Origin of the sequence: Lacinutrix venerupis (assembly GCF_001971745.1) — a bacterium.
Taxonomy (GTDB): domain Bacteria; phylum Bacteroidota; class Bacteroidia; order Flavobacteriales; family Flavobacteriaceae; genus Lacinutrix; species Lacinutrix venerupis.
Genome location: NZ_CP019352.1, coordinates 698,922 through 725,866 on the forward strand (window position 1 = coordinate 698,922; position 26,945 = coordinate 725,866).

The following is a 26,945-nucleotide window of genomic DNA, read 5'->3' on the forward strand; positions in this document are numbered from 1 at the left end:
TATAATGAATATACCAGCAGAATTAAAATACACAAAAGACCATGAGTGGGTAAAAGTTGATGGTGATACTATTACTATAGGAATTACAGATTTCGCCCAAAGTGAATTAGGAGATATTGTTTATGTAGAAGTAGAAACTGTAGACGAAACTTTAGATGCCGAAGATGTATTTGGTACTGTTGAAGCTGTAAAAACTGTTTCAGATTTATTTTTGCCAGTATCGGGAGAGATTATAGAGTTTAATGAGTCTCTAGAAGATGAACCAGAAAAGGTAAACACAGATCCTTATGGAGAAGGTTGGATGGTTAAAGTAAAGGTTGCTAATGCATCAGAATTAGATTTACTTTTATCAGCCGAAGATTACAAAGCATTAATAAGTGCTTAAAAAAATTAGCCTTTTAGCAAGTGTTCTTTATACTATATCTTTAACAGCTTTAAGCTTAATAAACATAAATGATGTTGTAAAAAATATACCATCATTTAACGATAAAGTATTACACGCTTTAGTTCATTTTATTTTTGTAATTCTTTGGTTTATTGTATTTCGTTATACACTAAATAAACACTACAATAAAGCTATTTTATTAGCAGCATTATCTTCTGTAGTGTATGGAATATTAATAGAATGTTTTCAAAGTTGGATAACTGTAAGTAGGCAAAGTGACTATAACGATGTGTTTGCTAATGTTTTAGGTATGGTATTTGCATCTATACTTTTAATAACAATAAAGAAACACTTGTTAAAAAATAATAATAGCTTGCTTTTTTGATAAATAAATAGTTATTTTAGCAAAGCATAAATAATTTAATTAATGGAAACAAAGAAAAATCCTAAAGCAAACGTAGGCAGAAATAGCTCTCTTTACTTTGCAGTTGGTATGTTGTTAATGTTAGGTTTAACATATACAGCAATCAACTATAAAACCTACGATGATCGTGTTGTAGAAGATAGGTCTATTGATGTTGATGATGAATTGGACGAAGAAATTCCAATTACAAATCAAGCACCACCACCGCCACCACCGCCACCACCGCCACCACCACCAGCACCAGAAGTTATTGATGTTGTTGAAGATGAAGCGGAGATAGAGGAAACGGTTATCGAATCTACAGAAACTAATCAAGAAGAAGAGATTGTAGAGGTTGAAGAAATTGTTGTAGAAGAAATCGAAGAAGATGTAGAAGTATCTTTTGCAGTAATTGAAAGTGTACCGGAATATCCTGGTTGTGAGAAAGGAAATAACGATGCTAAGCGTAAATGTATGTCAGATAAAATCAACAAATTAGTTGGTAGAAAATTTGACTTAGATTTAGGACAAGAATTAGGATTAAGTGGTAAGCAACGTATCTATGCAAGATTTACAATTGACAAAACTGGAAACATTGTTAACGTTAAAACTCGTGGTCCACATCCTGGATTAGAGAAAGAAGCTAGAAGAGTTGTAGGTTTAATACCTAAAATGAAGCCTGGTAAACAAAGAGGAAAGCCTGTAAAAGTAACTTTCGATTTGCCAATAACATTTAACGTACAAGACTAATAATTTAGTTTTTACTATATAAAATTAAAAACCCGATACAAATTGTATCGGGTTTTTTGTTTTTGGTATGCTTATTGTGATTTTATCATAATATTAACATGTAAACTTTAATTATTATGAACAATTTAAACAAAAATCACGATTCCGTTCTGCAAAACGAGAAAAACGTGAAAAAATCACAAAAGCATGATGCGAATTTACAAAAAAACTCAACGCTTTACTTTCAAGTAGGATTAATTCTATGCCTCTTGGCAACTTACGCAGCTTTAGAAATGTCTTTTAAAACAAGTAAGGATTTTGCTTATGTTATTCCAGAAGAAGATAACACTATTTATGAAGTAGATCCTGAAATTTATAAAATTGTAAAAAAAGAAAATTTAGAAAAGAAAAAAGAAGTAGCAAAACCAAAAAGTAAAAATCCTGATTTTGAAATTGTAGACGATAAAAAAGAAATTGAAGAAGCAGAAGATAAAATTATTGATGTAGTTGTCCCAGATGATAAAAAAGTTATTTTAACACCAGATGACTCTAGTTTAAATATTGAGCAACCAGATGAAGAACCAGTAAATATTATGGCTGTACAAAAAGTTCCAATTTTTCCTGGTTGTGAAGGAGAAACAACTAATGATGGTAGAAGACAATGTTTATCAGAAAAATTATCAAAATTAGTGCAACGTAAGTTTGATATAGATGTTGCTTCAAATTTGGGTATAACAGGAAAGCAGAGAATTTATGTTTCATTTAAAATAAACAAATTAGGTGAAGTAGAAATTATTAAAACTAAAGCCAATCATAAAGATTTAGAAAAAGAAGCCAATAGAGTAGTTGGTAAAATACCAACTATGCAGCCAGGAAAAAATAATAATAACCCAGTAGAGGTTTCTTACATGCTGCCAATACAATTTAATATTCAATAGCATACAATCACAAATTATTATAAACCGTTATTATCTTTAGTAATAACGGTTTTTTGTTTTTAAGTAAAACTTAAAACTTCAGATTTGAAAATTTTAAAAATGTTATCTTTCGGCAAAATTAAATGCAAAATATACTATGAGGTTTTACACTTTCATTTTAATACTATGTTTTCAATCTTTTTCTTACGCTCAAGATTTTAACGAAATACCACCAGTTTTTGATTCTTGTAAAGATGAGCCTTTAACTAGTTTACAAAAATGTTTTGATAATCAAGTCTTTAATTTGTTGTTTGCAAACTTTAAAGTACCAAAAAGCATAAGTGATTCTAATTATAAAGGTGAAGTTGTTATTTTGTTTGAAGTAGATAAAGAAGGCGGTTTTAGAGTAATGTATATAGATGCTGTTTATCCAGAATTAAAAACTGAAGCTACTCGTGTAATAAGCGAATTTCCAAAAGTGGAACCAGCAAAATATAATGGTAATGCAACCTATAAGCAGTATTCAATTACTTTAAAAATACCTTTAGAAAACCAAACAGTTGTAACTGAGGATTTAGCACTTCAAAATAAAGAAACCGAAGTTTTGGAGTTAAATGCTTTAGAAATTGCTGCAAAAAATGAAATCGATAAAATAAATGCTAATTATAAAAAGTACGATTATAGTGAATATAGTAGCCAATTAAACATTCCATTTTCACATGAAAATTATGCTAAGTTCGATCGTGCTACAAATTTAATTGGTACCAATAGCCATACGGCTTCTAAACCATTTATTTACGAAGATGTAGCTACTTATCACGATTTTAAGGCAGAAAATGATGCATTATTAAAAGATAAAAAAACTTGGGCAGGTAAAAAGCTTTGGAATGAGCATTTAGTTCAATTACAAGGAAAAGATTATTGGTTTACGGTAGATCCTATTTTTGATTTGCAATTAGGAAAAGATACAGATGCCGATTTTAGTTATACTTATAATAATACAAGAGGTGTATATATACAAGGAGGATTAGGAAAGAAATTTAATTTCTCTGCTTCAGTTTACGAAAACCAAGGACGATTTGCACAATATTTTAACAACTATGCCGAAAGTATTAGACCAGAAGGTGGAGATCCAGCAATAATTCCTGGTCGTGGTATTGCAAAGCGATTTAAGGATGATGCATACGATTATCCGGTGGCCGAAGCATATCTTTCTTACACGCCTTCAAAATTTATAAATGTTCAATTTGGGCATGGTAAAAATTTTATAGGTGATGGTTACCGTTCTTTACTACAAAGCGACGTCGCAAGCCCTTATCCTTATTTAAAACTAAATACTAAGTTTTGGAAAATAAAGTATACAAATACATATACTTGGTTAAAAGATGTTAGACCAGAAGTTACAGAAGATGGAGCCTTTTTAACAAAATATATTGCCAACCATTATTTAAGTTGGAATGTAAATAAAAGACTAAATTTAGGGCTGTTTGAATCTGTAATCTGGGCAAACACCAACAATAGAGGTTTCGATATTAATTATTTAAATCCTATAATCTTCTACCGGGCAATAGAGTTTGAAACAGGACAAGATGCAGGAAATGCAATTGTTGGAGCATCAGCAAAATATAAGTTTACAGATAATTTTAATATGTATTCTCAATTTGTTTTAGATGAATTTTCTCTTGATGATGTTACAGGTGGAAATAAGAGTTGGAAAAATAAATTCGGTTTACAATTAGGTGCTAAATATTACAATGCATTTAAAATTAGAGATTTAATACTTCAAGCCGAATATAATGCGGTGAGACCTTATACTTATTCACATAATACTATAACTTTAAATTATGCACATAACAATCAACCAATGGCGCACCTTTGGGGAGCAAACTTTAGAGAGTTGGTATTAATTGGGCGTTATAGAAAAGGAAGAGTTTTTGGAGAGGCAAAATTAATTGCAGGTATTCGCGGTTTTGATGTTAATAATAGTGCCGATAATTTTAATTACGGAGGTAATATATTTGAAAGTGAAGTAAATAGACCTTTCGATTCTGGAGTAGAAATTGGGCAAGGCATTAAAACTAATACAATTAATGCTAGTATTCAAGGCGGTTACTTAATAAATCCAGCATCAAATTTAAAGGTGTTTGCAAATGTAAGTTACCGTAATTTTAATCCTGAAGCAGAAACAATGTCGGTACTAAACAATAGTACGGTTTGGTTTAATTTTGGAATTAGAACAGACTTATTTAATTGGTATTTTGATTTGTAGAATAGACTTTACAACGTATCTTTGCATCAAATTTTTAAAAGCTTATAAAAGCTTTAAATAAAGAAATACTTTGAGCACTACAGTTGTAAAACATTCCTTGATTTCAGATTTTAAAGAAATCACAAAAATGCGATTAGCATTAAGTGTGGTATTCTCATCCGTTGCAGGTTATTTATTAGGTGCAGATACTGTAGATTTTACTACACTTTTACTATTGGCTTTAGGAGGCTATTTTATGGTTGGCGCATCTAACGCGTATAATCAAATTATAGAAAAAGATTTAGATGCTTTAATGGACAGAACTAAAAATCGTCCTATTCCTTCTGGCCGTATGACTGTGCGTACTGCTTTTGTTATCGCTACTATTTTTACTATTCTTGGTATTGCTATTTTATATTATATAAATCCGCAAACAGCAATGTTTGGTGCAATTTCTATTTTTTTATACACTTGCGCATACACACCATTAAAAACAAAAACACCTTTGGCAGTGTTTGTTGGTGCTATTCCCGGAGCCATACCATTTATGTTAGGTTGGGTAGCGGCTACTAATGATTTTGGTATAGAGCCAGGAACACTATTTGCCTTACAATTTTTTTGGCAATTTCCTCACTTTTGGGCTATAGGTTGGTTTTTATATAACGACTATAAAAAGGGAGGCTTTTTTATGCTGCCAACAGGTAAACAAGATAAAGGTACAGCTGTACAAACAATTATGTATACCATATGGACTATTCTAGTTTCAATTGTACCAGTTTTTGGTGTAACAGGAAAGTTAGAGTTGTCTTATATAGCTGCAACTATTGTTTTTGGTTTAGGTTTATTTATGCTGTATTATGCATTTCAGTTATTTAAAAAAATGACAGAAAAAGCAGCTAAACAACTTATGTTAGCTAGCGTATCTTACATCACATTAATACAAATTATTTACGTAGTAGATAAATTTATTAGATAATCATGGATTTAACACAAGGTACTTTAAAAGAAAAAAATAGCAGAGCTAAAAAAATGATGCTTTGGTTTGGACTAATTGCATTATTTATGTCGTTTGCTGGTTTAACAAGTGCAGTTATTATTAGTAGAAAACGTCCAGACTGGTCTCAAGAATTAGAGTTGCCACAAGTATTTTTAATTAGTGTTTTTGTAATATTAGCAAGTAGTGTTGCGTATATTTTAGCACAACGTGCTTTAAAAAATAATAATAGAAAGTTAACAACTTCTTTTTTATTACTTAGCTTTATATTAGGTGTAATATTTATTTTCCTTCAATTTCAAGGTTTTAAAGCATTAATAGATTCTGGATACTATTTTACTGGGCAAACAAGCGATCCTAAAGCGTCTTTTATATTTTTAATTGCATTTTTTCATTTATTACACGTCGCCGTCGGATTAATTTGTTTGTTGGTTGTAATTTATAATCATTTTAAACAAAAGTACACAGCTAATAATATGCTAGGTATGGAATTAGCAGGAACATTTTGGCATTTTATTGATATACTGTGGGTATTCTTATATTTACTCATGTATTTTGTAGGCTAGATTTTTATAATAATATCAAGGAAGAAAAAGAGAATTTACTAATCAAATAAAACAAGGCTCAAAAATTACAGTTTAACATTTCTTTAGTAGAAGAAAATGATTATTTTTGTGCAATATTTAAAATTAACGAACTCAACTATATGAATACTACAGTTGCAACTACTGGAACAGAAGGTAAAACTTGGGGCGGAGGAAGCAATCCTCTAAAGGCCAGTTATGGAAAAATGATGATGTGGTTTTTTATCGTATCAGATGCCTTAACATTTTCAGGATTTTTAGCTGCTTATGGTTTTTCAAGATTCAAATTTATTGACTCTTGGCCAATAGCAGATGAAGTTTTTACTCACATACCTTTTTTTCATGGTAATTATCCAATGATTTATGTGGCGTTTATGACGTTTATATTAATCATGTCTTCAGTTACAATGGTATTAGCAGTAGATGCTGGACACCACATGAACCAGAAAAAAGTAACATGGTATATGTTCTTAACCATTATTGGTGGTATTATATTCGTAGGTTCTCAAGCATGGGAGTGGAATACTTTTATTAAAGGAGAATTTGGAGCTGTACAAACTAAAGGTGGTAATATTTTGCAATTTGGAGAATATAAAACTGTAGATGGAGAGCAAAAATTTGAACGTGTAGCTATAGCAGATTTTGCAAAAGCAACACATGGAGAAAGAACGCAACACGAAAGAAAATCTGGGTTATGGTTTGTAGATGAAGGTGCGCTTCCAGAATATACTGTAGATGAAGTATACAATGGTTTAGTTTCTAATGAGAATATTTTAATTAGAAATCAAATTATTAATGAGGAAGGACATAAAACTGTACTATCTAGAGAAGAGTCTTTAAAGCAGTTAAAAGCAAACGGAAAACTTGTAGTACATGGTGCTAATTTAAAAGTTAATGAATATGGCTCTCCGTTATTTGCAGATTTCTTTTTCTTTATTACTGGATTCCACGGTTTCCACGTATTATCAGGAGTTGTAATTAATATTATTATTTTCTTTAACGTTGTTATAGGTACTTACGAAAGACGTAAAAACTATGAAATGGTAGAGAAGGTAGGATTATACTGGCACTTTGTAGATTTAGTTTGGGTATTTGTTTTCACATTCTTCTACTTAGTTTAATAAATAAATTTATTTTTCATTTTCTAAGCTTGGTAAAAAAAAGTTAAAGGAAATCTAAAAACATATAAAATGGCACACGAACATAAATTAGAAATATTTAGAGGATTATGGAAGTTTAAGTCTAACACTCAAAAAATTTGGGGAGTACTAGCTTTCTTAACATTTGTAACAGCAATAGAAGTAGTATTGGGTATCTATAAACCTGAAGTTTTAATGGGAAATGTATTAGGAATGAAAGGTTTAAACTGGATTTTCATAATATTAACCATTGTAAAAGCATATTATATTACTTGGGACTTTATGCACATGAGAGATGAAACTAAAGGATTAAGACGTGCTGTTGTATGGACTGCAGTATTTTTAATTTGCTACTTAGTATTTATTCTATTACAAGAAGGAGGTTATGTAGAAAGTGTTTATAGAAACGGATTTATTAAACGTGATTTTTAATAAACTTATATAAGTTAAAAGATAGTAAAAGGTGGTTTTTTTAAACCACCTTTTTTATTTTTGTAAAAAAATAACAAGATCTAATTATGAGTAATAAACCAGTAGTAAAATACCTAATTTTAGGCATATTGTTTTTTCTACCTGTAGCATTTTTACTCTTGCTTTATCCATCTACAAATAATTACAATGTGCTTGATGTAGTAAAGGAAGATGTGTTAGACATATCTAATTTATCATCAGTTGCTAATTCAGATGTTGTATTAAAAGACCACATTACCGTTTTAGGTTTTTTAGGAAGCGATCCAGAATCTAAAATTATAGAAGCTTCAAACCTAAAGGAACTTATTTATAATAAATTTAAAGGGTTTAAAAATTTTCAAATTGTAATGATGGTGACATTAGATTCTCACGATCGTACTAGCAGATTAATTCAAGAACTTAATAAATATAGTGAACATAAATATTGGCACTTTGTAGCAGCAACAGATAGTGATATTAATAAGCTGTTTAATAGTTTAAGAACAAGTTTACAGTTAGATAATACTTTAGCAACAAATAGTGTTTTTGTTATAGATAAAGAATTAAACCAACGTGGTCGTTTAGACGATAGAACAAAGAAAGAGAAGGAAAAGGAAACACAAGTATATCCACTTACAGCTTACGATTGTTCTAAAGTGTCAATAATTAAAAATAAATTAGCTGCCGAAGATATGCGTGTGCTATTAGAAGAATATAGAAAATCTGGTAGAAACAAGATAGATTCATCAAACAGGAGAGCTAAAGACCTAAATCCAGATAACAAAACAGATGAAAAAGAATAACTACTCATACATAGGTATTGCTTTTATAATTTTACTATTCGGAATTATTTTTATTCCAAAAATTATAAATCGCATAAAAGATAAAGATATTACCCGAAACAACAGAATGAGTGTTGGACAGGACAATAATTTTGAAAATAAAGAAGAATTAGCTTTTATAGAAATTAACGGTAAACCAAAAAAAGTACCAAATTTTAGCTTTATAAATCAAGACGGAGAAATAATTACTCAAGATGATTATAAAGGAAAAGTATACGTAGTAGAATTCTTTTTTACAACATGTCCTACAATTTGTCCAAGAATGAATAGAAACTTGGTAGATATTCAAAATGTATTTAAAAATGAAAATAATTTTGGAGTAGCATCTTTTTCAATAACACCAGAATTAGATACACCAGAAGTTTTAAAATCTTACGCAGAAAGATATGGAATTACCAATCCTAATTGGAATTTAATGACTGGTGATGAAACAGAGATTTACAAATTAGCAAACGTTGGTTTTAATATATTTGTTGGTAAAGTTGAAGACGATGAAATTGGATTTGAGCACTCTGGAGATTTTGCATTAATAGATAAAAACGGTTTTATTCGCTCTCGATTAGATGGTTTTGGAAACCCTAAAATTTTCTATAAAGGTGTAATTAGCGAACAAGAAAAAATGGACGAAGATGGTAATGAGCAGGAAATTACTATGCTAAAAGAAGATATTAAAAAGCTTTTAAACGAATAATTTATTAATACACTATAAAATTATTTAGATCCTGTTTCAAAATCACATTACTTTAAAAATATGAATTCTCAAGAGAACCTACAAAACGAAAAAAAATATAATAAATGGATTGTAATTCTATCCATTGTAATACCGTTAGCAGTAGCAGCATTATTTGGTATTAAATTAAAAGATTTTGGTTTAAATATAGAACCATTAACTTTTTTACCTCCAATTTATGCCTTTATAAATGGTATTACAGCAATAGTTTTAATTGTTGCGGTAATACAAATTAAAAAAGGGAATAGAGCTCTGCACGAGAAATTAATGAAATTTGCAATTACATTATCAGTTTTATTCTTATTATTATATATCGCGTATCACATGACTAGCGATTCTACTAAGTTTGGTGGAGAAGGTGTAATATCTTATGTATATTATTTTATTTTAATTACACACATAATTTTGTCTATTGCAGTTATTCCTTTTGTTTTAATAACTTATGTAAGAGCAATTTCTAATAATTTTCAAAGACATAAAAAAATAGCGCGTATTACATATCCTTTATGGTTATACGTTGCAGTAACTGGTGTTATTGTGTATTTAATGATTGCACCTTATTATGTATAGTGCTATCTAACTTCAGCTAAAACAAGACTAATACTCTAATATTTATGAAAACTAAAGTCTTATTTTTTATTTTTTCTATTCTCGCATTTTTTGAGACTAATGCGCAATGCGCTATGTGTCGTGCAGTATTGGAAAATGAAGAAGGACAAGGTGCAGCAAAAGGCATTAACGATGGTATTATTTACTTAATGTCGATACCGTACATTCTTGTGTTTATGGTTGGTTTTGCTATTTATTGGAAGTATTTTAGAAAGAAGAAAAACAAAACATAGAGTTTTAAGTTTTTATAAAAAAATCGCCTTTTTATTTTATTTTTTTTACGAAATTAAGAGCATTATTAACCAATATCAATTTATAAAAATTAAAAAGTTTAGCTTTATTAGCAGTTTTTGAAGGTTCAATGTTGTATTCACCAACTGTAGATGCGCTTCCTAAAAAAAGAAAAGTAACATTTGCACATATATTTACAAATGGTTGTGTAGGTACACATACAGTAACATATTCAAGTTCGGGAGAAGTTATTGATCATGACTATGAAGTTTTCGAATGTCCTTGAAAATAATTGTCATTTTTAAGCTCCAAGTAATATTTTTGCTTGGAGTTTTTTATTACATTCAATACTATGAATTTACTTATTAAAATACTTTTATTATTAATCTTTAATTTTTCTTTTTCCCAAAACATAACAGGAAAAGTTATAGATTCACTTACTAAAAAACCTTTAGAGTATGCTAACGTTACTTTAATGACAAAAAACAAAGGTGTTTATACTGATAGTAAAGGTGTTTTTAATTTTGATATAACAAAACATCTTTATGATACTTTAAGAATTAGCTCGATTGGTTATCATTCTAAATCTATTGTACTTGATGGTTTTAGAACCAAAAAAGATGTTAAAGTAGATGTTTTATTAAAAGAAAAAATCACAGAATTAAACGAAGTTGTAATTAATTCAAAAAAGATAGAATATAAAGAAAAACACACATTAGGAGAAAAAAGAAATGGCATTACTTCGGTAAGTTCTTTAATTGGTTATGAAACAGGTGTATTGATAGAGAATCCATTTAGAAAAGAAGGTAAATTAAAAAAGGTATACATAAAACTTAAAAAAAGAAAAGACGTAAATTTTGTTGCATCATTAAATATTAAATTTTATAGTTATGATGCTGCAAATAAAAAACCGGGTTACGAATTGTACACTAAAAATATAGTTGTTAAAACAAAAAACAAAAATTACACTCTTAACATTAAAGTAGAGGACTTCGATATTTATTTACCAGAAGAAGGTATGTGTATTGGTGTTGAATTTATTGACCCTAAAAATGAATCTAAGAAGTATGATAGAATAGGTCCAGCATACGGATTTAAATTTTCTAATGAAGAAGTATTAACTTGGTCTAAATATAGAGGAAAATCTTGGAGACTAGGTTTTGTTGAATTTAAAAGAGGAAACTTTGGTGACAGAAGTAAAAAAGGTAATGTTATGATAGGAGTAGATGTTTTAATGCCAAAAGAATAAAAGGATGGCAAAGTTAATTTTTAAGGTTACATTTTTGGTAATTATTTTTAGCACTATTCATTCATGTAAAAAAGAAACAAAAGAAATTGAAGAAGAATTTAAAGAACAAATATATTCGGAACTATCTATTGAAAACCAAGATTATGATTTTGGATTAATATCTGTTAATGATACTGTCTTATATACTTATCACATTAAAAATATTTCAGAAGAACCATTAAAGATTACTAGAATTATTTCAAATTGTGATTGTATAGAAATCAACTTTGATAAACAGTCACTTCAAAAAAATCAAATTTTAGATATTTCAACAAAATTTATTGCAACTAAAGATAAAATTGGAAGTATAAATAATTTAATGTTAATTGAATGTAACATTGAGAAAGGAGTTGCTGTACTGTCTATGTCTGGATATATTTCAGAAATAAAAAAGTAAAATATATATTTAATTTCTTTAAAAATCACATAAGCATTTTTTTGCATAATAGAGTTTTAACATTTTTTTTAAATTATTCCTGTAACAAATAAAGTTCTTTGTAGTCTAATGGATATAATGTAGTAATACATCAATCAAAAAACCAACCATTATGCTCAAAATTAATAAGATACATAAATCTTATCCTATTGGAGATTCTAGTTTACATGTATTAAAAGGTATCGACCTTTCTGTGGAAGCAGGAGAAATGGTAGCAATTATGGGTTCTTCAGGATCAGGAAAATCTACTTTGCTAAATATTATAGGAATGCTAGACGAAGCAGATGAAGGCGATTACATTTTAGATAATGTTCCTATTAAAAATCTTACCGAAAAAAAAGCAGCCATTTATAGAAATAAATTTTTAGGATTTATTTTTCAGTCTTTCAATCTTATAAACTACAAAAATGCATTAGATAATGTTGCATTGCCACTATACTACCAAGGTTTAAAACGTAAAGAACGTATAGAAAAAGGATTGTATCATTTAGAAAAAGTAGGTTTAAAAAATTGGGCGCACCATTTACCTAATGAGTTATCTGGAGGCCAAAAACAACGTGTAGCCATTGCAAGGGCACTAGCTGCAAATCCAAAATTATTATTGGCAGATGAGCCAACAGGAGCTTTAGATACTAAAACATCTCATGAGATTATGGATTTTATTCAATCTCTTAACGATGAAGGAAAAACCATTTTAATGGTAACTCACGAAGAAGACATTGCACAAATGTGTAAACGTATTGTACGTTTAAAAGATGGTGTAATTATAGAAGACGTATTTGTAGAACAAGTAAGAGCGTCGCAATATGTTTGATAGAGATCTCTGGAGAGAAATCTTCCAAAGTATAAATATGAATAAAACCAGAAGTCTACTTTCTGGCTTTACTGTAGCTTTTGCTATTCTTTTATTTACTATTCTTTTTGGCTTAGGAAATGGTTTGTTAAATACTTTCGACACTGCATTTGTAGATGACGCAGCAAATTCTATTTTTATAAACTCTGGTCAAACTTCTAAAGCTAGTAACGGTTTACAAGCAGGAAGACAAATACAATTCGAAAACAAGGACCAAGAATGGATTGAAGAGGAATTTGGAGATAAAGTACAGTATATAACCTCTAGAATATATTTAAATGTAACAGCTACCTTTAGAAACGAAAAAAGTAGTTATAGCGTTAGAGCTGTTAACCCAGATCATCAATACCTTGAAAATACAAAAGTTAATTATGGGCGTTATATTAATGAATCTGATATAAAAAATAAAACTAAAGTTGTTGTTATAGGTCGCTTAGTAGAAGAGGATTTGTTTCTAAAAACTACAGCTATTGGCAAATACATAAATTTAAATGGCATTCAATATAAAGTAGTTGGTGTTTTTAGTGACGATGGTGGAGATAGAGAAGAAAGACTAATTTATATGCCAGTAACTACAGCACAACAAATTTATGGTAACAATCAACATATAGACCAAATAAATTTAACCTACAATCCAGACTTAAACTTCGATGCGGCAATAAGTTTTAGCAATATGCTTACAAGAAAACTTAAAGATCGTTTTTTAGTTTCGCAAAACGACCAACGCGCTATTAGGGTAAGAAACTTAGCAAACGATTCTAAAGCAATTGGACAAATGACGCTTGGTATTAATATAATGATTTTAGTTATTGGTTTTGGAACACTTATAGCCGGAGTTGTAGGTATTAGTAACATGATGATATTTATAGTAAAAGAACGCACAAAAGAAATAGGTATACGTAAAGCCTTAGGTGCATCTCCAAAATCTATAGTATCTATTATTTTATTAGAATCTGTTTTAATAACTGTAATAGCAGGTTTTGTAGGTTTGGTAATTGGAATGGGAGTAGTTGAATTAGCAGCTCCTTCTTTAGAAACCTATTTTATAAAAGAAGCAGGTGTTGAAACATCTATAATTATTGGAGCAACTATTGTTTTAATAATAGCAGGAGCAATTGCAGGCTATTTACCTGCAAAAAAAGCCTCAAGAATTAAACCTATTGTAGCACTAAGAGACGATTAATTATGCGATTTTTATTTGAAAGAGATACATGGCAAGAAGTCTACGATAGTTTAACCAAAAACAAACTACGTTCGGCATTAACAATGGTTGGTGTTTGGTGGGGAATTTTATTACTTATAGGATTGTTAGGTTCTGCTCGTGGTTTAGAAAACTCATTTAATAGATTATTTGGAAGTTTTGCAACAAACAGTGTATTTGTTTGGGCGCAAAGTACAAGTAAACCATTTAAAGGTTTTCAAGAAGGAAGACTTGTACAACTTAAAATTAGCGACGCTAAAAAAATTGAAGAAAATGTTGATGGAATAGAATTTGTTGTGCCAAGAAATCAAAGTCAAGCTTTGGTTGTACACAAGTTTTTGTCAGGAACTTTTGGTGTTAATGGAGACTATCCGTTATTAGATAAAGTTCAGAAAAAGAAGATGATTCAAGGTCGATTTATTAATCAAACCGATATTGATGAAAAACGAAAAGTTGTAGTTATATCCGAAGAAATATATAAACAACTATTCGATAAAGATGCAGAAATGATTGGAGAATACATTCAGTTAAACGGAATGAATTTTAAAGTCGTTGGTATGTTTGAAAATGGAAACCAGAATATGGGACCAACAAGCGATATGCACATTCCATTTACTACCTTTCAGCAAATCTATAATATGGGAGAAAATATTGGTTGGATGATGATTACAGGAAAACCAGAATACGATATCTCTCAAATTGAAGCCGATGCTAAACTAATATTAAGAAACTTAAATAAAGTACATCCTGAAGATAATCGTGCCTTTGGTAGCTTTAACCTAGGAAAAGAATTTGCTAAAGTAACTGGATTTTTAACAGGTATGCAGTTTTTAACTTGGTTTGTGGGTATTGCAACATTAATAGCCGGAGTATTTGCAATTGGAAATATTTTATTAATTACAGTAAAAGAAAGAACAAAAGAAATAGGAGTGCGCCGTGCACTTGGTGCAACACCTTTCGAGATAAAAAGACAAATAGTTGTTGAAGCAGTATTTATAACAATTTTAGCAGGCTTATTTGGAATAATAAGTGGAGGCTGGATTTTAATTGCTTTAGATGCTGCATTTGGTCATGGTGATGAAGCTGTTATTGTAAACGCATCTGTATCCATATCTGTAGTTTTTGTAGCATTAATAATACTAATAATATTAGGTACTTTAATAGGATTAATACCAGCATTTAAAGCCACAAGTATAAAGCCAATTGAAGCGTTAAGAGAAGAATAATCAATCAAAATAAATAATAAAAGCGTAGCTTAAAACCAATGTACACTGAATTTTTTTTCAGTACAAAAATTAAATTAAAAATGAAAAAAGCATTAAAAGTCATCGTAATTTTTGCACTAGTTGTAGCGTTACTATGGGTACTTAAGTACTTTAAGGATTCTAACTCAAAATCTGTAGAAGATTTTAAAACAGCACAACCATTTTATACCTCAATTAATACAAAAACGGTAGCAACAGGTAAATTAAATCCTGAAGAAGAAATTGAACTTAAACCACAAATCACTGGGATTATAGATAAAATAATGGTGGAAGAAGGAGATATAGTTGAAAAAGGAGATGTAATTGCAAAAATTAGAGTAGTGCCAAACGAGCAAAGTTTAGTTGGAGCAAATGGACAAATAGCATCTGCAAAATTAGCATACAATAACTCTAAAACTGTTTACGATAGAAATAAAGCTCTATTCGATAAAGGCGTTATTTCAAGACAAGATTTTGAAAATAGTGAGTTAGCATTAAATCAAGCAAGCGAAACCTTACGTCAAGCTCAAAACAATTATCAAATTATAAAAAGAGGTTCTATATCTGGAGGAGGATCTGCAAACACAAACATTACAGCGCTTATTGCCGGAACAATATTAGAAATTCCTGTTCGAGAAGGAGATCAAGTTATTGAAAGTAATAACTTTAATGCAGGAACAACAATTGCTTTTATTGCAGATATGAGCAAAATGATTTTTGAAGGAAAAGTTGATGAAGCCGAAGTTGGAAAACTAGAAGAAGGAAAAGATATTAAAGTTATTTTAGGCGCCATTGGTGAAAAAGAATTTCCAGCAAAACTAACTTTTGTAGCACCAAAAGGAAGTGAAGAAAATGGAGCAGTACAGTTTACAATTAAAGCAGATGTAGAAGTAGAACGTTCTACTAAAATTAGAGCAGGTTACAGTGCTAATGCAGAAATTGAAATGGAAAGTAAAGACAGTGTAATGGTTATTAAAGAATCTTTACTTCAATTTAATAGAATTACCGAAAAACCTTTTGTAGAAATAGAAGTAGGTGAAGGAAAATTTGAGAAAAAGAATGTAGAGTTAGGACTTTCTGATGGAATAAATGTAGAAATAACAGAAGGAGTTAAAGAAGGAGATAAAATTAAAGTTTGGAACAAAGCCTCTAAAGAAGATAATGATGAAGATTAATTATAAAGGAATAGTTTTTTTAATTACACTATTATTTAGTGTATCGATTAATGCTCAAGAAAAAATATGGTCGTTACAAGAATGTGTAAATCATGCATTAGAAAATAATATTTCTATACTACAAATTAAAAACACATTACTTACAAACGAGCAAGATATTATAGCAGCCAAAGGCCAGTTTTTACCATCAGCAAATGCAGGAATAGGAACAGGAGTAAGTATTGGTTCTGGTTTCGATCCAGTATCAAACCAGCGTATTAATAATGAAGTAACTTATTCTGCAAATTATAGTATTGGTGCTAGTTATACTGTTTTTAATGGATTTAGAAGAACAAATTTATACAAACAGTCTCAACTTAACCTAGAAACTAATGAGCTGGAATTAGCAAGAATTCAAGATGACATTTCTTTAAATGTTGTAAACTCTTATTTAAATATTTTGTTTAATAAGGAAAACTTAGAAACAGCTAAAGCGCAATACGAATTTTCTAAAAAACAATTAAACCAAGTAAAAGAATTGGTTAATGCTGGAGTACAACCTAAAGCTAATATTTACGATGCAGAAGCAACATTAAGTAGAGACTTACAGAGTGTTACCGTTGCCGAAAATAACTACGAACTTTCAATATTAACATTATCTCAAATTTTACAAGTCCCATTCAAAGGATTTCAAGTAGAGGTTATAGATGTAGAAAATCCTTCTGCCGAATTATTGTATGCAGATGTAGAACCAATTTTAGATTATGCATTAGCAAATAGAAATGAAATTAAAGTAGCAGAAAAAAACATAGAAAATTCTAAATTAGGTACAGAAATTTCTAAAAGTGGTTACTATCCAAGTGTTACTGCTAGTTATGGTTTAAGTTCTGTTTGGAGTGAGCGTGATAGCGAGTTTTTTAAGCAATCGTTTTTTAGCGAATTAGATATAAACAAAGGACACAGTTTTAGGTTAAATGTTAATGTACCAATTTTTTCTCAATACCAAAATAAAACTGCAGTTGCAAAGTCACAAATACAAGAAGAAAACGCACTGTTAAATTTAGAACAAGCAAAACTAAATTTAGAAGCTAATATACAGCGTGCCTTTACAGATGCTAAATCAGCATTAAGAGCATACGAAGCAGCAAAAGTTTCTTTAGAGTCTCAACAATTAGCTTTTGGTAATGCAGAAGAGAGATATAACATTGGAGTAATGAATGCTTTCGATTTAGAACAGTCTAGATTAAGATTGGTAAATGCAGAATCTTCATTAATTAATGCTAAATACGATTTTGTATTTAAAACAAAAGTGTTAGATTTCTACCTTGGAAAACCAATAACACAATAAATAAATTTTGGCAATAATATTAAGCATAGAAACAGCAACAACTAATTGCTCTGTCTCACTATCTAAAAATGGTGAGACTTTGCTTTTAAAAGAAGATTATAGTAGTAATTATTCTCATGCAGAGCGTTTGCATGTTTTTATAGATGAAACGCTTCGCGAAGCTAATATAGAGCGTCATCAATTAGATGCAATTGCAGTTAGCAAAGGTCCAGGCTCATACACTGGATTACGTATTGGAGTATCGGCAGCAAAAGGATTATGTTATGCCTTAGATATTCCATTAATTTCAGTTTCTACCTTAGAGGCTTTAGCACATCAGGTAAAAGCAGAAAGTGGTTTAATTATACCTATGCTTGATGCAAGACGTATGGAAGTATATTCTGCTATTTTTTCTTCAGAATTAAAAGAAATAAGAAAGATTGAAGCGCAAATTTTAGATGAAACATCTTTTAAAGCTGAATTGTTAAAAGGTAAAGTTTCTTTTATTGGTAACGGTGTAGAGAAAACAAAAGAAATAATTAATAATGAAAATGCTATTTTTGTTGAAGGTAAGTTACCATCTGCAAAAGAAATGAGTGCTTTAGCTTTTTCAAAATACAAAAAAAGCGACACCGAAGATGTCGCTTATTTTGAACCTTATTACTTAAAAGATTTTATAGCATTAAAGCCAAAACCTAAAAAGTAATTACTCGTTTTTCTGTATTTCTACACTATGTGGGTAAGGAATATCAATTCCGGCAGCGTCTAAGGCTTCTTTTGTTTGTTCAATTAGGTAAAAATTAATTGTCCAGTAATCTTCTTTTTTAACCCAAACTCTAGTAAAAAAGTTAATAGAACTATCTGCTAGTTCGTTAACATTAATTGCTGGAGCCGGATCTTTTAAAATAAGTTCATTAGCGTTAATTACACTCATGATAACTTCTTTTGTAGTTTTTATATCAGAATCGTAACCTACACCAAATGTTACATCTACACGACGAGTATCTTCAGTAGAATAATTGGTTATATTGCCATTACTTAAACTTCCATTTGGTAAAATAATTTCTTTATTATCTGGAGTTGTAAGTTTAGTAGTAAAAATTTCAATTTCTTTTACAGTTCCACTTTCACCTTGGGCTTCTATAAAGTCGCCAATTTTAAAAGGTTTAAAAATCATTATTAAAACACCACCGGCAAAATTACCTAAAGACCCTTGTAGAGCTAAACCTACAGCTAAACCAGCAGCAGCAATTATGGCAGCAAAAGAAGCTGTTTCAATACCTAATGTGCCTAAAATAATTACTATTAAAATAATTTTTAATACCCAACTAATTAAATCTGATAAGAATTTTTTAAGACTAATATCATAATTAGCTTTATCCATTGTTTTAGAAATACCTTTCTTAAGATATTTAATAACGTATGCTCCAATAATCCATATAACTATCGCCAATAGTACTTTAGGAGTATACTCTAGCATAAGTTCGTAACCTTTGTCAATCCAATTTTGTAAATCCATTATTTTGTTTTTATTAATAATTACTAAATTAATTAGAATTCATCTATTCGTTATCCCTAATTATGTTTAAAAAATCTTAAAATCTTTATATAGTATAATAAATGCGTTAAAATGTAAGGCCTAATTTTATTTATAATTAAAATCAAGCTTATTTAATTTAAAAAAAATATTAAGCTATAATTCTAAAAAAGGTAGGAGTTTATTAAATATGATTGTTATATGCATATAACAATCAAGTTACTGTAATAGTAACACATATAGATGAAAGTCCATTTTTTGGGTTGTATTACTCATTAAATGCAATGTATTTTAAGTATTTATTAGTATAATTGTACATATTCCTATATCAAAAATAAAAACCATTCATAATGAAGAATTTTACGCTAATTTTAGTTTTGCTTTTTTGTTCCTCGGCTCTTTTTGCTCAAGATCTTTTAATGCAAAATGGAACCTTTAATCAATGTTCAGGAACACTTTATGATTCTGGTGGAGCATCATCAAATTATTCAAACGATGAAAATTTTGTGTTAACACTATGTCCAGACGGTCCAGATCAATTTATAGAGCTTGATTTTACTTTTTTTGGAACTCAAATAGGTATAGACGAATTAACTATTTATGATGGAGATGATACAACAGCAGCTGTAATAGGTGTTTTTTCAGGAGCAGGTGCAGCAAATAATCCTCAAACAATAACAGCGTCACCTACTAGTCCTACGGGTTGTCTTACATTAGCTTTTACTAGTGATGGAGGTGGTAATACTACAGGTTGGGCAGCAGATATTTCGTGTTTACAAGCATGCCAAATTATTACACCAACAATAGATAGTACAAATCCTGTAGCAAATGGAGCAGGTGTTATACAAATACCTGTTGGTGCAACTGTAGATTTCGAAGGTAGTGCTGTGTTTGCAGATGATGGAACAGGAGCAACTTATTCATGGAATTTTGGTGATGGTTCTATTCCTGTAAATGGTCAAGTTGTAACTCATGAATTTAATAATATAGGAACTTTTACAACAACATTTACTGTAACAGATACTAATCCTACTGGGTGTTCAGAAACAGCTACAGTAACGGTAGAGGTTTTAACTCCATATATAGATGTAGATGTAACAACTTATAATGCCCAGCAATTAGTAGAAGATGTTCTTATAGATAGTCCATGTGCTTCAGTATCTAATATTATTTCTAGTTCAGGAGTTGATTTTGGTACTGTTGATGGTATAGGTTCTTTTACAGCTCTGCCAGGAGCATTTGGTTTTGAAGCAGGAATTATATTATCCTCAGGAAGTGCTATTGCAGCAGAAGGTCCGGAAGATGGAAACCAAAGTGCAGGTGGTGGCGGATGGCCAGGAGATGCAGATTTAGAGGCTGAAATTGGAGGAACAAACACTAATAATGCATCTTATTTGCAGTTCGATTTCGTGCCAATTGCAAGTTCAATTAGTTTCGATTTTATATTTGCGTCTGAAGAATATGGAACATTTCAATGTAGTTATACAGATGCTTTTGCATTCTTATTAACAGATCAAGTTACAGGAGTTACAACAAACTTAGCTTTAGTGCCAGGAACTACAGATGTTGTTACTGTTTTTTCAGTAAGAGATAATATGTGGAATGGTAGTTGTCCATCTTCTAATCCTCAATTTTTCGATTCTTATTATGGAGCAGGTGGAGAGCCTGGTGCAAACAGTCCAATAAACTTTCTAGGTTATACTGTGCCAATGACAGCTTTTTCTAATGTAATACCTAATAACCCATACACCATTAAATTGGTGATAGCAGATGCTTTAGATACAGCTTACGATGCAGCCGTATTTTTAGGAGCAGGTTCTTTTAGTTTAGGAGGAGATTTAGGAGATGATATTACTATTTCTGCCGGTACAGCAGAATGTCAAGGTACATCTGTACAATTAGATACAGATTTACCTACGGCTATACATACGTGGTACCTAGATGGGAATGTAATTCCTGGAGAAACAGGTTCAATTCTTAATGCAACTCAAGAAGGTAATTATTCTGTAGATATTGTTTTTTCGGCAACGTGTCAAACTTCAGATTCCATTTTTGTAGAATTTATTCCTGGTCCAACTATACAATCCGTTTCAGATATTACAGAATGTGATAATGGAGGAACAGTTTTATTCGATTTAACTTCAAACGAAACTTCTGCAATTGGAACTCAAGACCCAACAACAATAACTACCACATTCCATAATTCTCTTGCGGATGCAGAGGCAGATATAAATCCTATAGCAAATCCAGCAGCTTATGCAGGAACAGATGGAGAAACAGTATATATTAGAATAGATGATACGCAATCTGGATTGTGTTATGATACTGAAGAATTTTTGCTAGAATATCTTAATATCGTTTTAAACCCTACTTTAGACATGGAAGTTTGTGATGATATTACAAATGATGGAGTAGAGTCTTTCGATTTAACAACTCAGGATGCTTCAATTTTAGGAACACAAGCAGCAGCAGATTTTAACGTAACTTACCATTTAGATTTTGCAAATGCAGATGCTGGTACTAATGCATTAACGAGTCCGTATACAAATACATCGAGTCCGCAACCTATTTATGTGAGAATTGAAAGTGTACAAGATAGTGCTTGTTACATTGCATCTCCAACAGAAGTGTTTAATTTAATTGTTAATCCTAATGCAAATGCAACTGCGCCAGCAGACATTGTAGTTTGCGATGATCCAAGTAATGATGGAGTAGAAGTTTTTGATTTAACAGCTCTGGAATCCGATATTTTAAACGGTCAGGATCCTGCTAATTTTACTGTTAGTTTTTATGAGAATCAAACAGATATAGCAACTTCTACAAATGCTATACCTAATCCAGCAACATATACTAATATGCCTAGTCCACAAACTATTTATGTTAGAGTAGATGATAATGCTAATCCAACATGCTATGGTGAAACAAGTTTTACTATTACTGTAAATCTTAACGAAGATTCTACGTTTACAATGCAACCAACATGTGATGGAGCAATTGTAGATTCTGTGGTTACACCAGGAGGAACTTATGCTTTCAATCCAGTGCCAACTGATGGAGCAATAATAGATACAAATACAGGAACAATTACAAACGGTGTTTCTACAGCAAGTTATAATGTAGATTATACAACTAACGGTGATTGTCCTACAACAAGTTCTTTTACCGTAACAGTAGACGAAACATTTGATGCCTCATTTACAATGACTCCTACTTGTGATGGAGGAATAGTAGATACACAAACTACATTAGGAGGTTTATTTAGCTTCAATCCTATGCCAACAGATGGAGCATCTGTGGATGTAGCTACGGGAACTGTTACAGGAGGAGCCTCAGCAACTACTTATTTTGTAGAGTACACGATTGGAGGTACATGTCCATCATCTACAATATTTACATTAACAACTTTAACAACAGATAACCCATCTTTTACTTATACACCAACTTGTGATGGAGCAGTAATAGATACAGTAGCTACACCAGGAGGAATTTTTAGTTTTAATACGCCACCAGGAGATTTAGCAATTTTAGATGCTACAACAGGAGAAATAACAGGAGGAACTCCAGGAAATACTTATGTAGTAGATTATTTAACAAATGGAATATGTCCAGATTCAAGTACAGAATCTGTAACAGCGTATCCACTACCAACAGCCATAGCACCAACCACTTTAGAAGTTTGTGACGATGGTACACCAGACGGTTTAACAGAGATTGATTTAACCATAAAAAATAATGAAATTACCGGAGGCAATCCAGCCTATGCCGTAACCTATTATTTTGATCAAGCCGATGCCGATGCACAAAGCAATCCGTTACCAAGCCAATACACAAACATTAGTAACCCACAAACCATTGTAGCCGGTGTTTTAAATGTAAACACCAACTGTTACACAACCACAACTTTAGAGTTAGCAGTAGAACAAGCACCAGTAGCCTTTACACCAACACCTCTAGAGCATTGCGATCCAGATAGTGATGGGTTTGGAGTCTTTACACTAACCGATGCCGAAGCAGAAATTACAGGAGGCGCTACAGGATTAGATGTAACTTACCATGAAACCATGGCCGATGCAGACAATAGTGTAAACCCAATAACAGGCGATTATAATAATATTGTAGCCAACACACAAACCATATATGTACGTGTAGAAAGCGCAACAATAGCAACCGACTGTGCTACCTTTGTAGAACTAGTATTAATCGTTAACCCAGAACCACAAATCATTACACCAGCAAATTTAACACCATTAGAAGTTTGTGATGATGATGCCGATGGATTTGCAAGTTTCGATTTAACTGTTAAAGAGCCAGAAGTACTAAATCTTTTAGATGGTGATGCCACTAACGATTTAGACCCAACATTATACACCATTACTTACTACCAAACACAAGCCAATGCCGAGGCACCAAACAATGCCATAGCTACACCAAACGCTTATGTAAACACCACTGCCGATATGGACAGTGTATGGATACGTGTAGAAGACAATGCTACAGGTTGCTATAAAACTATAGAGCTAGAACTTATCGTTAATCCATTACCAGTATTAGCACAAGCCGCATCATTAAATTTATGTGACGTTAATAATCCAGGAGACGAGGTAGAAGCCTTTACATTAGAAGATGCTAATGCCGATATTTTAGCAGGACAAACCGGTATTACCTTAACCTATTTTAGCACACAAATAGGCGCAGAAACCAACGATCCAGCCGACCAAATATTTAGTCCATATACAAACACTGCAAATGCACAAACCATTTATGTATTAGGAACAAATAATGTAACAGGCTGTAGTAGCATCACTACTTTTGATATTAGAGTAAACCCACTACCATCGCCAGTAGCAATGCCAGCGGTAGTAGAAGAATGTGATGATGATAACGATGGATTTGCACTGTTCGATTTAGACGCACAAACAGTAATAATAGAAAACGGAGAACCAGACGTTACCACAACCTATTACGAAACGCAAGACGATGCTATGAATGGAATCAATCCATTAAGTAGCCCGTATGCCAATATTGTACAGTTTAACCAAACGGTTTATGCCTTTGTACAAAACGATTTAACCAGCTGTTACACTATAGTAGAATTACCATTATCGGTAATACCATCTCCAGTAGTACCAATAGCAATTGAAGATTATGTAATTTGTGATGCCGATAATGATGGTACTGCTCAATTTGATTTTGATGCCGTTATCAATCCACAAATTTTTGCAAACGGACAAACACCAGCAGATTTCACCTTAACATACCACACCACACAAGCAGGAGCCGATAGTGGTAACAACCCAATAGTAAACACGAGTAACTATACCAATGTTACTAATCCACAAACCATTTACATTCGCTTAGTAAGCAATGCTAATGGCTGTGTTACCACAAGAAGTTTTGTTATTCGCGTGGAATTCCCACCAGTAATCGATGCTAATTATGACAATTTATTATCACAATGTGATGATTTAGATGCCGATTATATGGAAGCTAATGATGGTTTCACTTTCTTCGATTTAACGGTAGAAGATATAGAAATCACCGGACCAATGAATGTAAGTTGGATAGTTACCTATTACGAAACCATGGCCGATGCGCAAGCCGATACGAATGCCATTCCAGATCCAACAGCGTACGAGAATACCATGACAGGTCCACAAACCTTATACGTAAGAGTGACCGATAATGATACCGGTTGTTTCAGTTTTACAACCGTAACCATCCGTGTCTTAAACAATCCATCACCAACACCAGATCCAGAAGATTTAGAACTGTGTGACGATGTTGATATTGTAGGGCCAAACGATATGCTAGAGACTTTCGATTTAACACAAAACGAAGCCACTATTATTAATGGAGAATTAGGAGTAACAGCAAGTTATTACCTATCACAAGACGATGCTATTATGGGTAACAATGCTATAGCAGACCCAAGCATGCATATTAACGAAGATCCAGCAAATCCAGGAGTTGCTGTTACACCACAAACCATTTATGTGCGTTTAACCAACGGTACAGACCCAACAGGATTAGGCGGTACAGGATGTTACAGTTTAGTGAGTTTCGATATTATTGTAAACCCATTACCAGTAGTAACACCAGTAGAAGACTATGTGATTTGTGAATTAAATACAGATAACGTTGCAGACTTTGATTTAACAACAATGACAGCAGCCATATTAAACGGTCAAGATCCAGCCATCTTCACGGTAACCTACCATGAAACACAAGCTGAAGCCGATGCAGGTATTAATGATTTAGCAATAAGTGGCGATTATACTAACACTAGTGATCCACAAACCATTTACGTTAATATTACCAATACCGTAACCGGATGCGATACCACAGCACTTACCTTTAATTTAGTAGTAGACGAAGCCGCACAAGCCAATCCAGTTGGAGGTCCAATTGTATACGAAGCCTGTGATGACACAATGGAGTTTGATGGAGACACGACAAACGACACGACTGTTTTCGATTTAACCACTCAAAATGCAGATGTATTAGACGGTCAAGATCCAGCAGATTATACTGTAACGTATTACGAAACACAAGCCGATGCAGATGCAGGTATCAATCCATTACCATTTACTTACACTAACACGGTTAATCCACAAGTTATTATTGTAAGAGTAGATAATGATTTAATGATAAACGATCCTGCTAATCCAGGAACGATGATAGACAGCTCATCATGTTATGAGACTGCAGAAATTACCTTACAGGTTAATCCAATGCCATCGTTTATGTTAGACAGTGCATACTTATTATGTATTAACACTAATGGCAGCGAGGTTATAAACTCACCAGTAATAGATACCGGTTTAGATCCTTCACAATATACTTTTGAGTGGACTTTAGATGGTGCAGTATTACCAAACGAGACCTCAGAATTTATAGAACCAACACAAGGCGGAACTTATGGTGTAGTGGCGACAGATAATGCTACAGGATGCTCAAACGACGAAGTAACCACTTTAGTTACCGTAAGCGAGCCACCAGTATTAGAAGCAGAGGTAACAACATTAGCCTTTGCAGAGCAGCATGATATTTTAGTAACAGCAACAGGTACCACTAGCACATCTATAGCTGAATACGAATTTAGTTTAGATGGAGGAGATTGGGAATTAGGCACACAAAACACTGCGGGTGCTTATGTGTACACCTTCTCTGATGTTGCAGCAGGAGAACATACTATAACGGTAAGAGACACACAAGGTTGTGGAGAAAGCACAACAACAATAACAGTTATGGACTATCCATTATACTTTACACCAAATGACGATGGTTACCATGACACGTGGAATATTTACGATATAGGCCGTCAAGCAGATGCTGTAATCTATATTTTTGATCGTTATGGTAAACTCTTAAAACAGTTAAGTCCATTAGGCGAAGGTTGGGATGGCACTTACAATGGTAACCCAATGCCAACTAGCGATTACTGGTTTACTGTAGAATATAGAGAACCTAATAATCCTACGGTTAAGAAACAGTTTAAAGCACACTTTACTTTAAAACGATAAACGTATAAACTATTAAAAACTAAAACGCCCAAACATAAGTTTGGGCGTTTTTTATTATATGTTATATTAGGTATTGCAATATTGAATGAAATGTATGAGTGCGCTTATGTTGAGGATAGCA

The 26,945-nt window shown here is 31.8% G+C and carries 24 protein-coding genes; 23 read left to right on the plus strand and 1 reads right to left on the minus strand.

From position 1 onward, the window contains the following. The first annotated feature begins 4 nt into the window (after positions 1-4). The 22 genes from gcvH to tsaB all read left to right on the plus strand — a co-directional run bounded on the left by gcvH (position 5) and on the right by tsaB (position 18,470). Positions 5-385: a glycine cleavage system protein GcvH gene (gene gcvH, locus BWR22_RS03090; RefSeq protein WP_076731971.1), complete on the plus strand. Its 381-nt coding sequence runs from the start codon at positions 5-7 to the stop codon at positions 383-385. Continuing rightward, positions 378-770 (plus strand): VanZ family protein, encoded by a 393-nt coding sequence (locus BWR22_RS03095; protein WP_076731972.1) that lies wholly within the window; start codon positions 378-380, stop codon positions 768-770. Before gcvH ends, BWR22_RS03095 begins: the two co-directional genes overlap by 8 nt. Positions 771-812: 42 nt before the next feature. Continuing rightward, the gene (locus BWR22_RS03100) at positions 813-1,538 is read left to right on the plus strand and encodes an energy transducer TonB (protein WP_076731973.1); all 726 of its coding nucleotides are present in this window, start codon (positions 813-815) and stop codon (positions 1,536-1,538) included. A 167-nt stretch (positions 1,539-1,705) separates the two neighbouring features. After that, entirely contained in the window at positions 1,706-2,455 is a 750-nt protein-coding gene (locus BWR22_RS03105; RefSeq protein ID WP_198033390.1) for an energy transducer TonB, read from the plus strand. Positions 2,456-2,591: 136 nt separating this feature from the next. Then, complete coding sequence (locus tag BWR22_RS03110) at positions 2,592-4,703, plus strand: gliding motility protein RemB (protein ID WP_076731975.1); 2,112 nt, start codon at positions 2,592-2,594, stop codon at positions 4,701-4,703. A 127-nt stretch (positions 4,704-4,830) separates the two neighbouring features. Further along, the gene (cyoE, locus tag BWR22_RS03115) at positions 4,831-5,658 is read left to right on the plus strand and encodes a heme o synthase (protein ID WP_156875605.1); all 828 of its coding nucleotides are present in this window, start codon (positions 4,831-4,833) and stop codon (positions 5,656-5,658) included. 2 nt (positions 5,659-5,660) lie between these two features. Continuing rightward, positions 5,661-6,242 (plus strand): cytochrome c oxidase subunit 3, encoded by a 582-nt coding sequence (locus BWR22_RS03120; protein WP_076731977.1) that lies wholly within the window; start codon positions 5,661-5,663, stop codon positions 6,240-6,242. A 140-nt stretch (positions 6,243-6,382) separates the two neighbouring features. Beyond that, the gene (locus tag BWR22_RS03125) at positions 6,383-7,381 is read left to right on the plus strand and encodes a cytochrome c oxidase subunit 3 (RefSeq protein WP_076731978.1); all 999 of its coding nucleotides are present in this window, start codon (positions 6,383-6,385) and stop codon (positions 7,379-7,381) included. A 69-nt stretch (positions 7,382-7,450) separates the two neighbouring features. Further along, entirely contained in the window at positions 7,451-7,831 is a 381-nt protein-coding gene (locus tag BWR22_RS03130) for a cytochrome C oxidase subunit IV family protein (protein ID WP_076731979.1), read from the plus strand. An 86-nt stretch (positions 7,832-7,917) separates the two neighbouring features. Further along, positions 7,918-8,652: a hypothetical protein gene (locus tag BWR22_RS03135; RefSeq protein ID WP_076731980.1), complete on the plus strand. Its 735-nt coding sequence runs from the start codon at positions 7,918-7,920 to the stop codon at positions 8,650-8,652. Then, on the plus strand, positions 8,639-9,382 hold the full coding sequence (locus BWR22_RS03140) for an SCO family protein (protein WP_076731981.1): 744 nt from the start codon (positions 8,639-8,641) through the stop codon (positions 9,380-9,382). Before BWR22_RS03135 ends, BWR22_RS03140 begins: the two co-directional genes overlap by 14 nt. Before the next feature lie 60 nt (positions 9,383-9,442). Next, entirely contained in the window at positions 9,443-9,991 is a 549-nt protein-coding gene (locus BWR22_RS03145; RefSeq protein WP_076731982.1) for a DUF420 domain-containing protein, read from the plus strand. A 44-nt stretch (positions 9,992-10,035) separates the two neighbouring features. After that, a complete protein-coding gene (locus tag BWR22_RS03150) occupies positions 10,036-10,263 on the plus strand; it encodes a hypothetical protein (protein ID WP_076731983.1) in 228 nt (75 codons plus the stop codon). A gap of 128 nt (positions 10,264-10,391) precedes the next feature. Beyond that, the gene (locus BWR22_RS14330) at positions 10,392-10,547 is read left to right on the plus strand and encodes a hypothetical protein (protein WP_156875563.1); all 156 of its coding nucleotides are present in this window, start codon (positions 10,392-10,394) and stop codon (positions 10,545-10,547) included. Positions 10,548-10,613: 66 nt separating this feature from the next. Continuing rightward, the gene (locus BWR22_RS03155) at positions 10,614-11,510 is read left to right on the plus strand and encodes a carboxypeptidase-like regulatory domain-containing protein (protein WP_076731984.1); all 897 of its coding nucleotides are present in this window, start codon (positions 10,614-10,616) and stop codon (positions 11,508-11,510) included. Positions 11,511-11,514: 4 nt separating this feature from the next. Further along, positions 11,515-11,946: a DUF1573 domain-containing protein gene (locus tag BWR22_RS03160; RefSeq protein WP_076731985.1), complete on the plus strand. Its 432-nt coding sequence runs from the start codon at positions 11,515-11,517 to the stop codon at positions 11,944-11,946. 151 nt (positions 11,947-12,097) lie between these two features. Next, positions 12,098-12,799: an ABC transporter ATP-binding protein gene (locus tag BWR22_RS03165; protein WP_076731986.1), complete on the plus strand. Its 702-nt coding sequence runs from the start codon at positions 12,098-12,100 to the stop codon at positions 12,797-12,799. After that, complete coding sequence (locus BWR22_RS03170; protein WP_076731987.1) at positions 12,792-14,021, plus strand: ABC transporter permease; 1,230 nt, start codon at positions 12,792-12,794, stop codon at positions 14,019-14,021. The genes BWR22_RS03165 and BWR22_RS03170 overlap by 8 nt, the downstream gene beginning before the upstream one ends. Positions 14,022-14,023: 2 nt before the next feature. Continuing rightward, positions 14,024-15,265: an ABC transporter permease gene (locus BWR22_RS03175; RefSeq protein ID WP_076731988.1), complete on the plus strand. Its 1,242-nt coding sequence runs from the start codon at positions 14,024-14,026 to the stop codon at positions 15,263-15,265. Positions 15,266-15,345: 80 nt separating this feature from the next. Then, complete coding sequence (locus tag BWR22_RS03180; protein WP_076731989.1) at positions 15,346-16,458, plus strand: efflux RND transporter periplasmic adaptor subunit; 1,113 nt, start codon at positions 15,346-15,348, stop codon at positions 16,456-16,458. After that, on the plus strand, positions 16,445-17,785 hold the full coding sequence (locus BWR22_RS03185) for a TolC family protein (protein WP_083678193.1): 1,341 nt from the start codon (positions 16,445-16,447) through the stop codon (positions 17,783-17,785). Before BWR22_RS03180 ends, BWR22_RS03185 begins: the two co-directional genes overlap by 14 nt. Positions 17,786-17,792: 7 nt before the next feature. Beyond that, complete coding sequence (gene tsaB, locus BWR22_RS03190; RefSeq protein ID WP_076731991.1) at positions 17,793-18,470, plus strand: tRNA (adenosine(37)-N6)-threonylcarbamoyltransferase complex dimerization subunit type 1 TsaB; 678 nt, start codon at positions 17,793-17,795, stop codon at positions 18,468-18,470. On the opposite strand, the gene BWR22_RS03195 is transcribed toward tsaB, so the two are convergent. After that, entirely contained in the window at positions 18,471-19,283 is an 813-nt protein-coding gene (locus tag BWR22_RS03195; protein WP_076731992.1) for a mechanosensitive ion channel family protein, read from the minus strand. A gap of 368 nt (positions 19,284-19,651) precedes the next feature. On the opposite strand from BWR22_RS03195, the gene BWR22_RS03200 reads away from it, so the two are divergent. Further along, complete coding sequence (locus BWR22_RS03200) at positions 19,652-26,824, plus strand: choice-of-anchor L domain-containing protein (protein ID WP_076731993.1); 7,173 nt, start codon at positions 19,652-19,654, stop codon at positions 26,822-26,824. Positions 26,825-26,945: the final 121 nt, after the last annotated feature.